General features: G+C 62.4%; 12 protein-coding genes. 9 read left to right on the forward strand and 3 right to left on the reverse strand.

Annotated elements, in window-relative coordinates; translation table 11 throughout:
- Positions 1-144: 144 nt before the first annotated feature.
- Together E4P82_RS05265 and pgi are read left to right on the forward strand one after the other, a co-directional pair.
- The gene (locus E4P82_RS05265) at positions 145-1,056 is read left to right on the forward strand and encodes a DMT family transporter (protein ID WP_169247915.1); all 912 of its coding nucleotides are present in this window, start codon (positions 145-147) and stop codon (positions 1,054-1,056) included.
- A 284-nt stretch (positions 1,057-1,340) separates the two neighbouring features.
- The gene (gene pgi / locus E4P82_RS05270; RefSeq protein ID WP_169247916.1) at positions 1,341-2,981 is read left to right on the forward strand and encodes a glucose-6-phosphate isomerase; all 1,641 of its coding nucleotides are present in this window, start codon (positions 1,341-1,343) and stop codon (positions 2,979-2,981) included.
- 122 nt (positions 2,982-3,103) lie between these two features.
- On the opposite strand, the gene E4P82_RS05275 is transcribed toward pgi, so the two are convergent.
- A complete protein-coding gene (locus tag E4P82_RS05275) occupies positions 3,104-3,268 on the reverse strand; it encodes an entericidin A/B family lipoprotein (RefSeq protein WP_169247917.1) in 165 nt (54 codons plus the stop codon).
- 244 nt (positions 3,269-3,512) lie between these two features.
- On the opposite strand from E4P82_RS05275, the gene E4P82_RS05280 reads away from it, so the two are divergent.
- Entirely contained in the window at positions 3,513-3,773 is a 261-nt protein-coding gene (locus E4P82_RS05280; RefSeq protein WP_169247918.1) for an HP1242/YdcH family protein, read from the forward strand.
- Positions 3,774-3,956: 183 nt separating this feature from the next.
- On the opposite strand, the gene E4P82_RS05285 is transcribed toward E4P82_RS05280, so the two are convergent.
- A complete protein-coding gene (locus E4P82_RS05285; RefSeq protein WP_169247919.1) occupies positions 3,957-4,331 on the reverse strand; it encodes a hypothetical protein in 375 nt (124 codons plus the stop codon).
- Positions 4,332-4,353: 22 nt separating this feature from the next.
- Positions 4,354-5,421, reverse strand: a complete 1,068-nt coding sequence (locus E4P82_RS05290; protein ID WP_169247920.1) for a PP2C family protein-serine/threonine phosphatase — start codon at positions 5,419-5,421, stop codon at positions 4,354-4,356.
- Between the two features lie 190 nt (positions 5,422-5,611).
- Between E4P82_RS05290 and E4P82_RS21795 the strand changes: the two genes are divergently transcribed.
- The 6 genes from E4P82_RS21795 (at position 5,612) to E4P82_RS05320 (ending at position 14,031) form a co-directional block, all read left to right on the forward strand.
- Entirely contained in the window at positions 5,612-8,335 is a 2,724-nt protein-coding gene (locus E4P82_RS21795) for an SUMF1/EgtB/PvdO family nonheme iron enzyme (protein ID WP_246327380.1), read from the forward strand.
- 27 nt (positions 8,336-8,362) lie between these two features.
- A complete protein-coding gene (locus E4P82_RS05300; RefSeq protein WP_169247921.1) occupies positions 8,363-9,166 on the forward strand; it encodes an ABC transporter permease in 804 nt (267 codons plus the stop codon).
- Positions 9,159-9,896: an ATP-binding cassette domain-containing protein gene (locus E4P82_RS05305; protein WP_169247922.1), complete on the forward strand. Its 738-nt coding sequence runs from the start codon at positions 9,159-9,161 to the stop codon at positions 9,894-9,896. Before E4P82_RS05300 ends, E4P82_RS05305 begins: the two co-directional genes overlap by 8 nt.
- Positions 9,889-11,004 carry an MlaD family protein gene (locus E4P82_RS05310; protein ID WP_169247923.1) on the forward strand — a complete coding sequence of 372 codons (1,116 nt, stop codon included), beginning with the start codon at positions 9,889-9,891 and terminating at the stop codon, positions 11,002-11,004. Before E4P82_RS05305 ends, E4P82_RS05310 begins: the two co-directional genes overlap by 8 nt.
- 37 nt (positions 11,005-11,041) lie before the next feature.
- On the forward strand, positions 11,042-11,923 hold the full coding sequence (locus E4P82_RS05315) for a tetratricopeptide repeat protein (RefSeq protein ID WP_169247924.1): 882 nt from the start codon (positions 11,042-11,044) through the stop codon (positions 11,921-11,923).
- A 143-nt stretch (positions 11,924-12,066) separates the two neighbouring features.
- Entirely contained in the window at positions 12,067-14,031 is a 1,965-nt protein-coding gene (locus tag E4P82_RS05320; RefSeq protein WP_169247925.1) for a bifunctional serine/threonine-protein kinase/formylglycine-generating enzyme family protein, read from the forward strand.
- The last annotated feature ends 150 nt before the right edge of the window (positions 14,032-14,181 follow it).

Consider the following 14,181-nt stretch of genomic DNA (forward strand, 5'->3'; position numbering starts at 1 on the left):
GGGCGGAGGCGAACCCGGCCCGGCAAAATTAAAATAACCGTCGCGAAGGCACAATGACCCACGAACAATTTCATGGTGGTCCGATGTGACGGCCGCCAACCCGCCGGCAAAACCGCCAGCAAAAATAACCCTCGTGCGTCCATCATGTTTAAGTCGTTGATCGCTTGGCATCCTTCGCCTTATCTGCTTCTGGTGCTGACCACGCTGTTTTGGTCGGGTAACTTCGTGCTGGGCCGGGCGGTGCACACGGTGTTTTCGCCGTTCACCCTGTCGTTCTGGCGCTGGGCGGTGGCGCTGGCGATCCTGCTGCCGTTCGTCTGGGGTTCGCTGAGCGAGCAGAGAGCGCTGCTGCGTCGCCACGGGCCGATTCTGCTGCTACTCAGCGTGCTCGGCGTGGTCAACTTCAATACCTTCGTCTATATCGGCCTCCAGTCCACCACCGCCACCAATGCCGTCATCATGCTGTCGATCACGCCGGTATTGATCGTGGCGCTGTCGTTCCTGCTGCTGCGTCAGACCGTGACCCGCTGGCAGGCGTTGGGCATTCTGGTATCGTTAGCGGGGGTGTTGGCGATCGTCGCTCGCGGCGATGTTCAGGCGCTGCTGATGTGGCGGATCAATGCCGGCGATCTGTGGATTCTGGCGGCGGTGGCCAGTTGGGCGCTGTATTCGGTTTGCCTGCGTTGGCGGCCGGCGGGACTCAAGCCGCTGAACTTTCAGGCCGCGACCATGGTGATCGGGATGATCGTGCTGACGCCGCTGTACGGCTGGGACTTGGCGCACGAGCGTTTTGTCGCCGTGAACACCGCGACCGTGGCCAGCATTGGGTATTTGGCGCTGTTCCCCTCGATCCTCGCCTACATCTTCTGGAATCGGGCGGTGGCGGAACTGGGCGCTAATCGCACCGGGCAATTCCTGCACCTGATGCCGGCCTTCGGCGCGGTGCTGTCGATGATCTTTCTGGGCGAACGGTTGTACGCCTTTCACGCCGCCGGCATCGGTTTGATCGGGTTGGGGATCTGGCTGGCGACGGTGTACGGGCGGAAATCGGGTTGAGAAGGATGAGTGTCGTTTCCTTGGGGTCCGATGGGAAAAATTCGCCCGTCGCGGCTGAGTCGGTTTTCCCGCGATGGGTGGCGAAGCGCGGCGCTGGGTTCGCGCGATGCAGCCGTGGAATCGTGTCGGAGCCGCGCAATTCGACAGCCACTCAGGTGGAAACTATAGTAACCCAGTAGTAACCCAGGGGTTCCGTCGGCGACGGTGTGCGTCCTCAGCCGGCGGCCGACCCGGTTCTGCATCTTCATCCGGTTTCGTCAGCACTTCACATAAGGAAGCTGTCCATGTCCGTTCCCAGCAATCTGCCGGCCTGGCAAGAACTGAAAGCCCATCATGCCGCTATCGCCGATCTGCATTTGCGTGATTTATTCGCCACCGACCCGGGGCGTTTCGCCAAGTTCTCCCGGCGGTTCGGCGATCTGCTGGTCGATTTTTCCAAGCACCGCATCACCGAGGAAACCTTGCGCCTGTTGGCCGAGTTGGCCCGTCAGGCGGGAGTACCCGCCTGGGCCGAGCGGATGGGCAACGGCGAGATGATCAACCACACCGAACGCCGCTCCGTGCTGCATGTCGCCCTGCGCAACCGCGGCAACCGGCCGATCCTCGTCAACGGGCAGGACGTGATGCCGGGCGTGAACGAGGTGCTGGAGCACATGCGCAAGTTCTCCGAGCAGGTTCGGCGCGGCAAGTGGCGTGGCCACACCGGCAAGCGCATCCGCGATGTGGTCAACATCGGCATCGGCGGTTCCGATCTCGGGCCGAAGATGGTTTGCCAGGCGCTGGAGCCCTACGGCGATCCGACCTTGCGGATGCACTTCGTCTCCAACGTAGACGGCGCGCACATCAGCCATGTGCTGGCTGATTGCGATCCGGAAAGTACGCTGTTCATCGTCGCCTCCAAGACCTTCACCACCCAGGAGACCATGACTAATGCGCATACCGCCCGCGCCTGGTTGATCAAGGAATTGGGCGACGAGTCGGCGGTGGCCAAGCACTTCGTGGCGGTGTCCACCAATGCCGCCGGAGTGAGCAAGTTCGGTATCGATACCGCCAACATGTTCGAGTTCTGGGATTGGGTCGGCGGGCGCTATTCGCTGTGGTCGGCCATCGGCCTGCCGATCATGGTCTATCTCGGCGTGGAGCACTTTACCGAGCTGCTCGAAGGCGCGCACGAGATGGACGAGCACTTCCGCACCGCGCCGCCGGAGGAAAATCTACCGATGATCCTGGCGCTGCTCGGTGTCTGGTACATCGACTTTTTCGGCGCCGACAGCCAGGTGACGCTGGTTTACGACGATTATCTGCGCTCGTTGCCCGACTATCTGCAACAACTGGACATGGAGAGCAACGGCAAGTCCATCGACCGGGACGGTCAGGCGGTTCAGGTCAAGACCGGCCCGATTCTATGGGGCGGTTTGGGGAACAACGGTCAGCATGCGTTCTACCAACTGCTGCATCAGGGGACGCATCTGGTGCCGGCGGATTTTCTCGCCCCCGCGCACAGCCCGAATCCCATTGGCGACCATCATCCGATTCTGCTGGCCAACTGTCTGGCGCAGGCCGAGGCGCTGATGGTGGGCAAGACCGAGGCGCAGGCCCGCGCCGAACTGGAAAAGCAGGGATTGAGCGGCGAGGCGCTGGAGCAGTTGTTGCCTTATAAAGTTTTCCCCGGCAACCGGCCGAGCACCAGCCTGTTCTATCATCGCCTGACTCCGCGGGTGCTGGGCGCGCTGCTGGCGCTGTACGAGCATAAGGTGTTCACTCAGGGCGTGATCTGGAACATCAATTCCTTCGATCAATGGGGTGTGGAGTTGGGCAAGCAACTGGCCAACGCCATCCTGCCGGAGTTGAAGGGCGAGCGGCCGGCGGCCGGTCACGATGCATCGACTCTTGGCCTGATCAACTTCTGCCACGAGGAGAATTGATGTTCGTGGGGCGGCGTTAATACGCCGCCCCAGTCATTGGCGCGATGAATCGCCGCATTGACTCCGACCAAGGGCGGCCGGGATTTGCAGTCCAGATCACGCGGGTTGACCGCGCGGCTGGGTTAGTAAGACTTTTTCTGCTCGGCCTTGCGTTCGATGGCCTGCCCGGCGGACTTCAGATCCTGACCGGCCCCCTTGACGGTGTTGCAGCCGCTCAGACCAGCGCCGGTCAGGCACAGGGATGCGGCGAATAACCACAGGATCAAACTGGTGGGTTTATGCTTCATGGGCTGGATCTCTCGATGCATTTGCATAACTAGCGAACAACTGGTTTACGGGTCGCTCCGGGCCACCGGTGATGGCGAGGTGAATAACTTGGTGCGATCGCTCCCGCCGTGATTGCGCGCGACCGCGCGGTGCATGAACCTCCCAGCGCTTTGGGTGCTGACGATGACGTATGATGCTTTTATACTCAACTTTCACCAAACGTTCATCTGTCCACAATAAAACCATGATCAGGAGGACAACCCGATGCTTGGAGAGAGCCACGATCTGTTCCACGAATTCCCCGAATACAAGGATCGCATCGCCGAGTTGAAGGCCGCCGATTCCAGGTTTGCCGAGCTATACGACGAGTATCATGTGGTCAACGGCGAAGTGGAACGTATCGAGTTGCAGATCGAGACACCTTCGGACTTCTACACGGAAGACCTCAAAAAGCAAAGGCTGCATCTGAAAGACGAGATTTATACGATTTTGCGTAGGATGGCGCAGGCGCGGGCATCGGCCTGACGCTGTTTGCCGGGATCGACGGGGGCCGGGCGTTGCCGCAATGTTCGGCACCCTCGTTTTGACAGGATCGTCGATCCGATCGGCGTACCCTTTTTTCCCAGTCGTCCGTTCCTCACCTCCGAGGGCCGGGTTGCCCACCGTACCGGCAACGGTATCGCCCATCAGTTTCCCTTGTCTTGAAAATCAAACGGTCGGCGGGTCATCGGTCGGGTTGGGCGTTTGCGGCGGGATAGCTGCCGCTGGATCGGTGCGGGCGGCTTTGGTCCGAGCGCGGCGAAGCCGTCCGGTGGAGATGCCGGCTTCGGACAAAACGGACGACAAGCCTCGGACGGAAAGCGCTGGCGAGCTGTTTTCCGTCACCGAACCGGCGCGGGTCCGCCGCAGCCAAGCAAGTACCCGGCGTTCCACGGCATCCTGACCGGCCGGCGGCAGATCCCGATAAATCACAGCTCCCACGCCCAGCAACAGGGTCAGCCCGCCCAGAAAAGAGACCAGCGGTTGCATGAAGGCGATCGCCGACAGGGCCAGTAACAAGAACAGGATATGCCGGATCTTCAAGCGTGAGTCCTCGATGCGGTGGTCAGGGTTGACTTGGTGGACGCTGGGTCTGGGAGGGTTTGCGAACCAGGATAACCGTGCAGTTATCGTCGGGCAGGCTGCGCTGCTGGCGAATGGTTTCGGCCAGGACCTCCAGCAACTCGTCCATCAGCTCCTCCAAAGGCCGTTGCGGCTGCGCCAGCAGCGCCGGCCAACGCTGAATGAAAGCCTGCGGGCTGCTCAAGTGCCAGAGGCCGTCGCTGGCGATCAGGTAAATCCAGCCCGGTTCCAGCGTCAGCATGCGACGGTCGCCCAGGCCGCGTAGAAAAAGAGGCAAATTACCTTCATGCAGCTCGTACAGCTCGGCGTCGATAGTCTCCGCGTAAAGATGCGGCACGCCTAGGGTACTGCCGAGAATGAACGCCTGACTGATTTGGGAGCTGGTTTGAATGTGGACCTGTTGGAGCCACTGAGCGCCATTCAGCAGGCCGAGCATCGCCAGGTGAGTGGCCGGGACGTGATCCACGGTCAAACACTGGACTCGATGCTCGTCGATGGCGTACAGCCGCGAGTCGCCGACGTGAAACAGCATGGCGGGACCTTGACGAGGGATTTCCAGCAGCACCAGGGTGCAGCCGGTTTCCAGTCCCGCCGTGTGGAATTCCTGATAAAGCCGCTGGTGCAGGGCGTTAAGGGTTTCGGAGAGCTGGACAAGATCGGTGGCGGCTGGCAGGCCAAGCAGCCCTTCGATGACTTTCTCGGCGGCCTCCCGGCCGTGGCTGTGACCGCCCATGCCGTCGAGCACGGCGAGCCGCCGGTGTCCGGTTGGCCAATCGGCCAGCCGCAGTTGGGTTTCCTGTTCGTGCCACAGCAGGCGAGCCTGGCCCACGCTGTCCACGATCAGAAAATTATCCTGGTTTTCACGGCGACCGTGACCGGTCGGCGAAAGCAGCGAGCGCACGGCGATTTCCAACGAGGCATCGTCCTGGAGGGCCGCTTCCTCCGAAAGCGCCCCGGAATCGAATTCTCTCTTGGAAGTTACATTGTCCGGTAACGGCTGGTTGTGGGCGTTGGCCGGATTCGGGATGGTGGGGTCGGTGTGAGTGCGCATCTGTAGGCAGGGTCGGTCATGGATAAGGGCATCGCCACAGGTATGTTAAACCCCCGCGCGATGGAACCCCATGGAATCTCTTGGCGAGTGGCGTCAGCTAGTTTCATCATTCTGCTAAACTAGACAATAATGCAGTTTATAGTCGCCAATTCAAACACATCTTCAGAATCGCACGGCGAATCCGTAGCTTATGAATCTCGAAACGCGTCTTGAAGAACTTGCGGCAGCGTATGCCGCCGGCCGGTTGGACGAAGCCGAACTGGCTCGCCGCCAGGAGACCTTATTGCGGGAAGCGGTTTCGGAGGGTCGCGCCGAGAGCATTCAGTCTACGGTGGGCGGACTGACGATCGGTGCCGAGACCGATCCGCAAATACCGTCGCTCTGGCGGGAGCAGGAACTGGAGGCGCTGGAAACCGGGGTGGTGATCGGACCCGCCGAGCGGCGGGTCCGTCTGTTGCACGATCTCAGCGGCCGGAGACGGATATGGCTGGCGCGCGTCGTCATGCCGGATTCCAAGAGCGGCAACGGCGCGGACGGCGATTTCCGCGCCATCAAGCTCTTTCTGCCGGCGGGCTTTCTAGCTGGCCCGCGCGAATCCGGGCGCGACGAACGGGCATTGCGAGCGGATCTGATCGGCTTGCGCGCCTATCTGACCAAGGTCAAGGCCCGGGTGGAACAGGCCGCGAAGCTCGTGCATCCCAACATCGCCGGGATCGAGGGCTGGCGGCATGGCGCCGATGGCTGGGCGTTCGCCGAGATGGAATACATCGATCATCGGCAGGGGCGTACCTTTGGTCAATTACTGCAAGAGCAGGATCAAAACGGCTTGCCTTGGGAAACGGTGCTGCAATGGCTCAGCCCGGTGGCGGCCGCACTGGATTATGCCCGGCGGGAACATCGATTGCCCCACCAGCATTTGGACGCTGACATGGTGTTTGCCAGTGACCAGGGGGGAATCAAGCTGTTGGGGTTCGGGTTGGCGACCGAACCGCGAGAGCCGCGCAGCGTCCTGTTCAGCGCTGGCCTGTTCAGCACCGGCGGCTCGGCGGGGGAGGCGACTGCCGAAGGCGCGGTGGAATCGGTCGCCGCCGACATCGCCTTCCGCCGCGACGTGTACGCCCTGGCCTTGCTGGTTTACCAGGCGCTGGCTGGGCGGAGCGCCTATGCAGTCCAGGGCGATTCGCCCAATATGGTGCCGCGCCCGCCAGGATTGATGGATGACGCTTGGCGCGTCCTACGGCGAGGCTTGGCCTATCCCAGCGAGTTGTGTCCGACCGAGGCTGGCGCGTTCATCAGCGCGTTGGATGCGGCGCAGCGGCCGACGGTGGCGGCGCGCCAAGGACTGAATTCGATCCTGAGCTCCCGTCGGATGCTGGTGGCGGGTTTGGGCCTGGTTGCCGCTGTGGCGATTTTCTGGCTGGCCACGCGACAAGAACAGACGCTTGAATCCGGTCAGCGCCCTCCGGTTGCCGCCGGCGAACCCGCTCGGGGCACGGAAACGCTACCGACCGATGACCAGGCCGCCTCCTCGCACGAGGTGGAAAGCGCGGTCGATCTGCGCGCTTTCGAAGCCGCCAAACGGGTGAACACGCTGCTGGCTTATCGGTTGTACCTGCAACGCTGCCCGCGCTGCGGCTACGAGAAGCCAGCGCGACAGGCCATTTCAGACTTGGAAATCCAGCAGCAAGTCGGTGAACTCAAGGCGAAGTTCGAAGTTCTGATGCAAGATCTGGACCAGAAAGGTGACGGCGGGCAGGGCGATCAAGCCTTGGCCCAACTGAACGCCCTGGCGAAACTGGTGCCGGACGATCCGTTCATTGCTGACGGGCGGCGGCGAGTGGTGCTTGTTTGGACGGCGCTGGTGCGGTCTAGCCTGGATCGCTCGGAGCTGGGCGCCGCCCATAAATGGTACAAAAAGCTTGAAGCCATGCAGCCGTCCCCGCCCGAACTGGTGGAATTGACCCGGAGGTTGGAGGAAGCCGAAGCGATGGATAAGGCTCGGCGTCTGGATGCCGACGCTTTTGCCACTGCCCGACGTGCCAACACCCGCGAATCGTATTGGGCCTATCTGGACCGCTGCGCGTCGGCATGCGGTCACCGGGCCGAAGCCGAGACCGCGCTGACTCGACTGAGCCCGAACAACCCACTGATACGGGATCGGCTGAACGACGGTTCGCAGGGTCCGGAAATGATTGTCATCCCGGCTGGCGGATTTTTAATGGGTTCCCCATCTAACGAAAAAGGCCGCTACAGCGACGAGCCGTTACATTCGGTACGGATTGCGAAATCCTTCGCCATCGGTAAGTACGAAGTGATGTTTCACGAATACGACCACTTCGCGACGGCGGCGGGGCGTCCGTTGCCTCCCGATCAGGGTTGGGGGCGCGGCCGGCGCCCGGTGATCAATGTGGGCTGGCGGGATGCCACGGCCTATGCCGATTGGCTGTCCCAGCAAACCGGCCAGCGCTACCGCTTGCCCACGGAGGCGGAGTGGGAATACGCGGCGCGCGCCGGGACGCGAACCAGCCGCTATTGGGGCGACGATCCCGACCGAGGCTGCGCCTATGCCAACGCCGCCGATTTGGACGGCAAGCGGGTTTTTGTCGGCTGGACGGTCATGCAATGTCATGATGGTGAGGTCTATACGGCGTCGGTCGGGAGTTACCGGAACAACGATTTCGGCTTGCACGACATGGCCGGCAACGTGCTGGAATGGACCTGTTCGCTCTATGACGAGAACTCCCAGGCGCCCATTCAGAGTTGTGAGGCGCCGGCGGCGGGCCGCCAGTTCGTGGTGCGCGGCGGCTCCTGGAACGACGAGCCGCGCAACGTGCGTTCGGCCGAACGGCATCGCAGCGATCCCGATTTCCGAGATTACTTTCTGGGCTTTCGCTTGGTGCGCGAACTGCCTTGAGCGTTTCGCCGCCCTGAATGAGGAATCATGAAGACCGCCGCGCGGGGTGGGTTCTGGCCAGTCGTCGAGAGTGTGGGCGCGTTGGTGGCCGGTCCCCTGACGCGATTGCGGGAGGAGTTGGATTTCCTGGCGATCGTGCTGATCAGCGCGGGCCTGGTCACGCGGGGGCAGTGGCGGTTTCTGTTCAGGCATACCTTGCAGCAGATCTATTTTACGGCGGTGCAAAGAGCATACATCTTCACCGTGGTCGGCCTGATCATCGGTGCCCTGGTGGCGTTACCGCTGATCGTGTTCGGCATTCACGACCCCCTGTTGCTGGGGCGCATCATGCATATCATGATGTATCATCAGCTCGACCCCATTCTGGCGAGCTTGTTCGTGGCTGGGATGTCGGGCGCGGCCATCACCGCCGAACTGGGCGAACTCAAGGCCAATCAGGCGATCGAGCATTTGGTTGCGATGGGCTTGAACCCGTACGGTTTTTTCGTGTTGCCTCGTCTGATCGGCGTGGTGCTGTCGTTGCTGGTGTTGACTCTCTGGCTGAATGTTGGGGTAACGGTCGGGGCGGGGGGCATGCTGAGCGTCTATCAGAACATCCCGCCGACGGTTTTCTTCCGGGTTTGCTTGTCGGGGTTGAGCCACGGGTCGCTGGCGCTGACCGGCGGCATGGTGGTGATGCAGGGCATCCACATCGTCCTGGTGCAGACCCAGCGCGCTTTTCGAGTCAATGCCTATGTGGATATTCCCCGGGCGTTGCCCAGCGCGTTCGCGCAATCCTTCATCGGTTGCCTGATCATCACCCTGTTGGTTTCGCTGCTGCGTTATGGCTGAGACCTTGGTGCGGTTGCGTGGCCTGGAGCTGAATCTGCACCCGCCGCCGCGTCCTTTCGATTTTCGAGCCATGGCGGGCGAGACATGGATGCTGGTGGGCGCGGTCGGTTCGGGCCGGCGCGAGCTGATTCGAACGATCGCCGGTTTGGCCGTGCCCCGAACCGGCCACATCGAACTGTTCGGGCAGGTCGTGGAACGGATGAATCCGCGCGCGCGGGCGCGACTGCGCGGCCGGATCGGGGTGGTGCTGGAACATGCGGGCCTGGTGCCGGCCTGGAGCGTGTTTGAAAATCTGGCGCTGCTGGTGCGTTACCACCGTTTGGTGCCGGACGGCGAGATCGAAGGCTATGTGACGGCTTTCGTGGAGGCCTGCCGGTTGCCGCCGGCGATCCTGGCGCGACAAGCCAACGAACTATCGCCGCTGGAAAGCAGTTGGATCGGTTTGCTGCGGGCGCTGATCATCAAGCCCAGGCTGTTGCTAGTCAGTGCTTATCTGCCGCGGGAAACCCTGGTGGCGGGTTATGGCGTGTGGACGTTTTTCGAAGAGATGGTCGTGCCGATGCAGATGACGATTCTGGTCGATGCCGGTCCGCAAGCGCTGCCGATGGGTCCGAAAACCGACCTGCTGGTCATGGACCAGGGGACATTGCTGGCGGCGGGTAGAGCCGTGGACCTCGCCGGGCATCCGGATGCCCTGGTCAGACGCTTCGCGCGTTTCGATCATGCTTGAGACCCTGATCAGCGCCCGTTACCGGTTCTACCAGCGCGCGGTGGGCTTGCTGGTCCTGGCCACGCTGGGCGTGCTGTTCGCCATGCTGTGGATGACCAACCGCCAATTTGGATTTTTCAGTCAGATCTACCATCTGCACGGATTTCTCGACAACGTCAAGAGCATCCAGAGAGCCACCCCGGTCACCTTGGCGGGATTGAAGATCGGCGAGGTATACAATCTGGCGATCACCGACTACAACCGGATTCGCATCGAACTGATTCTCGACCGCGAATATCAGTCGCGCATCCGCGAGGATTCAGTCGCTCAAGTCAAGACCGACCTGTTGGGTAACGCCCACATCGAAATCAATATGGGCAACCCCGCGCGGTCGGTGTTGCGGGATGGGGCGGACATTCCCTTTGTGCGCTCTCCCGATCTGGATGCATTGCTGAGTCAGGCTCAGGAACAGTTGACCCAGGTATCCGGCGTGTTGGCCAACGTCAGGACCATCACGGAGGAACTCAAGAAACCCGAGGGCGGGTTGCTGGGGACGCTGGATGCCTTTGCCCGGGTCACGCAGGAATTTTCGACCCGGCTGTCCGGTTACCTGCAACGGATCGACGGCGTCCTGCGCAACGCGGCCGAACTGAGCGGACAACTCGGTCCCTTGCTGCGGGAGCTGACGGCCGTCAGTCGGGAGGCGAGCCGTTCGGCCGCAGACTTGGCTGCGGTCGGCGCGCGAATCCGCGAAGGTCAGGGCGTGCTCGGCGGCATGACCGATAGCAATAGCCCGCTTTCTCGCGATGTGGCGGCCAGCACGCGTAAGTTGCGGGCGGTGCTGACGGGATTGGAAAAGCTGACCGACCGATTGCCGGCTTATGGCCAGCAGGTCGAGCGGATCCTGCAACAGACCGAACGCATGACGGCCAAGCTGGCCGAAGCCAGCTCGCAGGTGCCCGGATTGATCGACAAGGGCCGCTTGGTGGCCGAGGACGTGGATGACATGGTCGGCGGAATCAAGCGCAGTGCGTTGCTTCGCATCCTGAATCCGGCGGAACCGGGCCGGCGCCTGCTGGAGGCGCCTCGGGATATCGAATGGTCCGCGCCCGTCGCGCCGCCTCCCTAGCAACCGGATGGTGGCGCGTGACCGGCGGATGGCGAACATGGCGCTGAGATGCGGCCGGGGCGCGGTGCTACTGGCGGGCGGGTTGTTGGCGGGGCTGACGGCCTGCGGTGGTCCGGCGCCGACACCGTTGCAGTCGCAATACCAGAGTAGCGAGGAACGGGCGCTGCGCTACTACGCAAGGGGCGAATTGCCGCGAGCCTTGCAGGGTTTTCAGGACAGCCTGCGCTGGGCCGAAATCGCCGACGATCGTCCGGCGATCGTGGCGCAGTCCCTGAACGTGGGCGCGGTCGCGCTGGCGCTGGGCGAGTGGTCACTGGCGGAACGGAATTTGCGAAAGGCACTGCGGGTGGCGACGGCGCTGCCCGATCCCGCAAGCCTGTTGCAGGCGCGTTTGGGTCTTGCGGAGATCCAATTGCGGCGCGGTCGATTCGCGGCCGTGCGGACGGAATTCCAGCGCGCGCTGGACCAGGGGCGCGAGCAGCGGGACAATGCCGCCGTGCTGGCGGCGCTGAATGGTTTAGGGTTGACTTACAAGGGCTTGGGGCAAGTACGCGAAGCGCGGCAATTCATGGACGAGGCTGAGGCGCTGGCGCGTTCCAGCGGGGAAAAGCGCTTGTTGGCGGCGGCGCTGGCCAATCGGGCCAGCCTGGCGCTGTCGGTCGGCGAGACCCGCCAAGTCGATGCTTGGCTCGCGGAAGCCGTCGAGCTGGATCGGGAAGCCGAAAATTTGCCCGGTCTGGCGCACGATCTGGCCCTGTTGGCACGGGTGCGCCAGGAGCAGGGTGATTCGCGCGGCGCGCTGGAACTTTATCGGCAGGCCCGAACCATCGCCCGGCATACCGGCCAGCAGGTTCAGGCCCAGGAGTACGAACAGGCCATCGGTCTGCTGGAGCGCGAATCCAGTGTGCCTTTGCGGTAGGGACAGGTAAAATCGTTTATGGAAAGCGGCGGATTCGAATAAAACCGCCCCATTTGTTTTCGGAATTTTTGGAGTGTTCGGAACGGCCGCGCGGCTCTGCCGGAAGTGCCTGAAGGTGCTCGCCGATACCACGATAGGATGCCATGACCAAGAAATCCAACACGCTACCCGTCGGTTATCGCCTGCATCAGTACCGCATCGAAGCGGTGCTGGGCGCGGGCGGATTTGGGATCACCTACAAGGCCGTGCACGAAGCGCTGCAAACCCGGGCGGCGGTTAAGGAATACTTCCCGGTGGAATGGTCCTACCGGGACCGCAACGATATCAATGTGCTGGCCAATACCCAAGGCACCTTGCCGACCTCCGAGGTCGGTGAGGAAGCTTGCTACGCCTGGGGTCTGGAACGGTTCCTCAACGAAGCGCGGATCCTGGCTCAGGTCAATCATCCCGGCGTAGTGCGGGTGCGGGATTTCTTCGAAGGGAACGGCACCGCCTATATCGTGATGGACTACGAAGACGGCGAAGCGCTCAGCCAGTTGCTACAGCGGGAAAAAACCCTGCCGGAAGAACGAGTTCGCCGCTTGGTCGACGATGTGTTACCGGCGCTGAAGGCGGTGCATGACCAGGGCTACCTGCATCGCGATCTGAAACCCGCCAATCTTTATCTCCGCTCGGATAACCGCACGATTCTGATCGATTTCGGCGCGGCCCGTCAGGCGCTGGGCCGGCGCAGCAAGAGCGTCACCAGCGTGTTTTCGCCGGGTTACTCCCCGATCGAGCAATATCTGGTCGATGGGAAGGGTTACGGTCCATGGACCGATATTTACGCCCTGGGCGCGGTGTTGTATCACTGCGTGACCGGCGCCGCGCCGATCGAGGCGCCGGCGCGAGTGCTCGACGATCCGCTGCGCCCCGCGGAGGAAGTCGCGGCCGGGAGATACAATCCGACTTTGCTGCGGCTAATCGACCGGGCCATGGCGGTCCGACCGGAGAGACGGTTCCAATCGATCGAGCAAATGCGGGTAGCCCTGAATGCCCCCCTGGAAGATAGCGGCGAGCGTACGGTCAAGCTGGAACTGCCGTTGCGTCCCGATTTGCATCGCAGCGGCGAGAAGCCGCGTCCGGCGCTGGTCGAACCGGCGCGGGAACCGTTACCATCGCCGGCGCGGCCCCGATGGAATGGATGGCGTTGGGGAATCGGCCTTCTGGCGATATTGGCGGTGGGAGGGGGCGGGATTGCGTATTGGTTGACGGGGCCGCCGACGTCCTCGAACGGGCCGCCCGTCGAGCCGGCTAAGCCGCCTGTGCCGCTCAAGCCGGCGCCGCCAGCCAACCCGCAGTCCGGCCAGATCTACACCGATCCCGAGACCGGCATGGTGTTCGTCTGGGTTCCACCCGGCTGTTTCGGCATGGGCAGCCCGGAAAACGAAAAGGATCGCAGCGCCAACGAAGTGCCGCATCGGGTCTGCCTCAAAGGTTTCTGGATGGGTCAATTCGAAGTCACCAATGAGCAGTACCGGCGTTTTGACGCCAATCACGACAGCGGCGGCTACGATACCCATGATCTGAACGCGCCCGAGCAGCCGGTGGTGCGGGTCAAGTGGCAGGAAGCGGCCGCTTACGCCGATTGGCTGTCCGAAAAGACCACCCTGCGATTCCGCCTGCCGACCGAGGCGGAATGGGAATATGCGGCGCGCGCCGGCAAGACGATCTCCCGCGACTGGGGAGAAGATCCGAACCGAGCGTGCGATTACGCCAACATCTACGATGCGACCGCCAAGAAAGCCCTGCAATTCAACTGGGCCAATTATCCTTGTGATGACGGTCAGGCCGTGGCCGCCCCGGTGGGCAAGTACAAGGCCAACGCGTTTGGTTTGCACGACATGCTGGGCAATGCCGCCGAATGGACCTGCTCGGATTACGATAGCACGTACTCGGGCGGCGAGACTCGCTGCGCCGATCAGAGCGCGGCGGCGGTGGGGCGCCGGATGTTACGGGGAGGTTCGTGGTCGGATTATCCGGGTTTGGTGCGGTTCGCCTATCGGTTTCCCGCATCCCCGCAATACGGGAAATTCGACCTGGGATTCCGGCTGGTGCTGGAACCATGACGAGCACGGTGGCCGGCCGTTTGGCCGGCGGCGGAGGAGAAGGTGTGGACAGAGTGATTCTCAAGCTCTTGAAACCGATGCTGGCGCTGCTTTTCGTGTTGGCGAGTTGGTTGCCGGGGTTGGCGCTGGCGGCGGATAAACCGCCCGAAC

It is taken from the genome of Candidatus Competibacter phosphatis, from assembly GCF_012939995.1.
GTDB classification, from domain to species: Bacteria; Pseudomonadota; Gammaproteobacteria; order Competibacterales; family Competibacteraceae; genus Competibacter; species Competibacter phosphatis.

Bases quoted from the DNA above. Each gene is read 5' to 3' on its own strand.
- E4P82_RS05265 (WP_169247915.1), top strand. From the start codon at position 145: ATGTTTAAGTCGTTGATCGCTTGGCATCCTTCGCCTTATCTGCTTCTG.
- pgi (WP_169247916.1), top strand. From the start codon at position 1,341: ATGTCCGTTCCCAGCAATCTGCCGGCCTGGCAAGAACTGAAAGCCCAT.
- E4P82_RS05275 (WP_169247917.1), bottom strand. From the start codon at position 3,268: ATGAAGCATAAACCCACCAGTTTGATCCTGTGGTTATTCGCCGCATCC.
- E4P82_RS05280 (WP_169247918.1), top strand. From the start codon at position 3,513: ATGCTTGGAGAGAGCCACGATCTGTTCCACGAATTCCCCGAATACAAG.
- E4P82_RS05290 (WP_169247920.1), bottom strand. From the start codon at position 5,421: ATGCGCACTCACACCGACCCCACCATCCCGAATCCGGCCAACGCCCAC.
- E4P82_RS21795 (WP_246327380.1), top strand. From the start codon at position 5,612: ATGAATCTCGAAACGCGTCTTGAAGAACTTGCGGCAGCGTATGCCGCC.
- E4P82_RS05300 (WP_169247921.1), top strand. From the start codon at position 8,363: ATGAAGACCGCCGCGCGGGGTGGGTTCTGGCCAGTCGTCGAGAGTGTG.
- E4P82_RS05305 (WP_169247922.1), top strand. From the start codon at position 9,159: ATGGCTGAGACCTTGGTGCGGTTGCGTGGCCTGGAGCTGAATCTGCAC.
- E4P82_RS05310 (WP_169247923.1), top strand. From the start codon at position 9,889: ATGCTTGAGACCCTGATCAGCGCCCGTTACCGGTTCTACCAGCGCGCG.
- E4P82_RS05315 (WP_169247924.1), top strand. From the start codon at position 11,042: ATGGCGCTGAGATGCGGCCGGGGCGCGGTGCTACTGGCGGGCGGGTTG.
- E4P82_RS05320 (WP_169247925.1), top strand. From the start codon at position 12,067: ATGACCAAGAAATCCAACACGCTACCCGTCGGTTATCGCCTGCATCAG.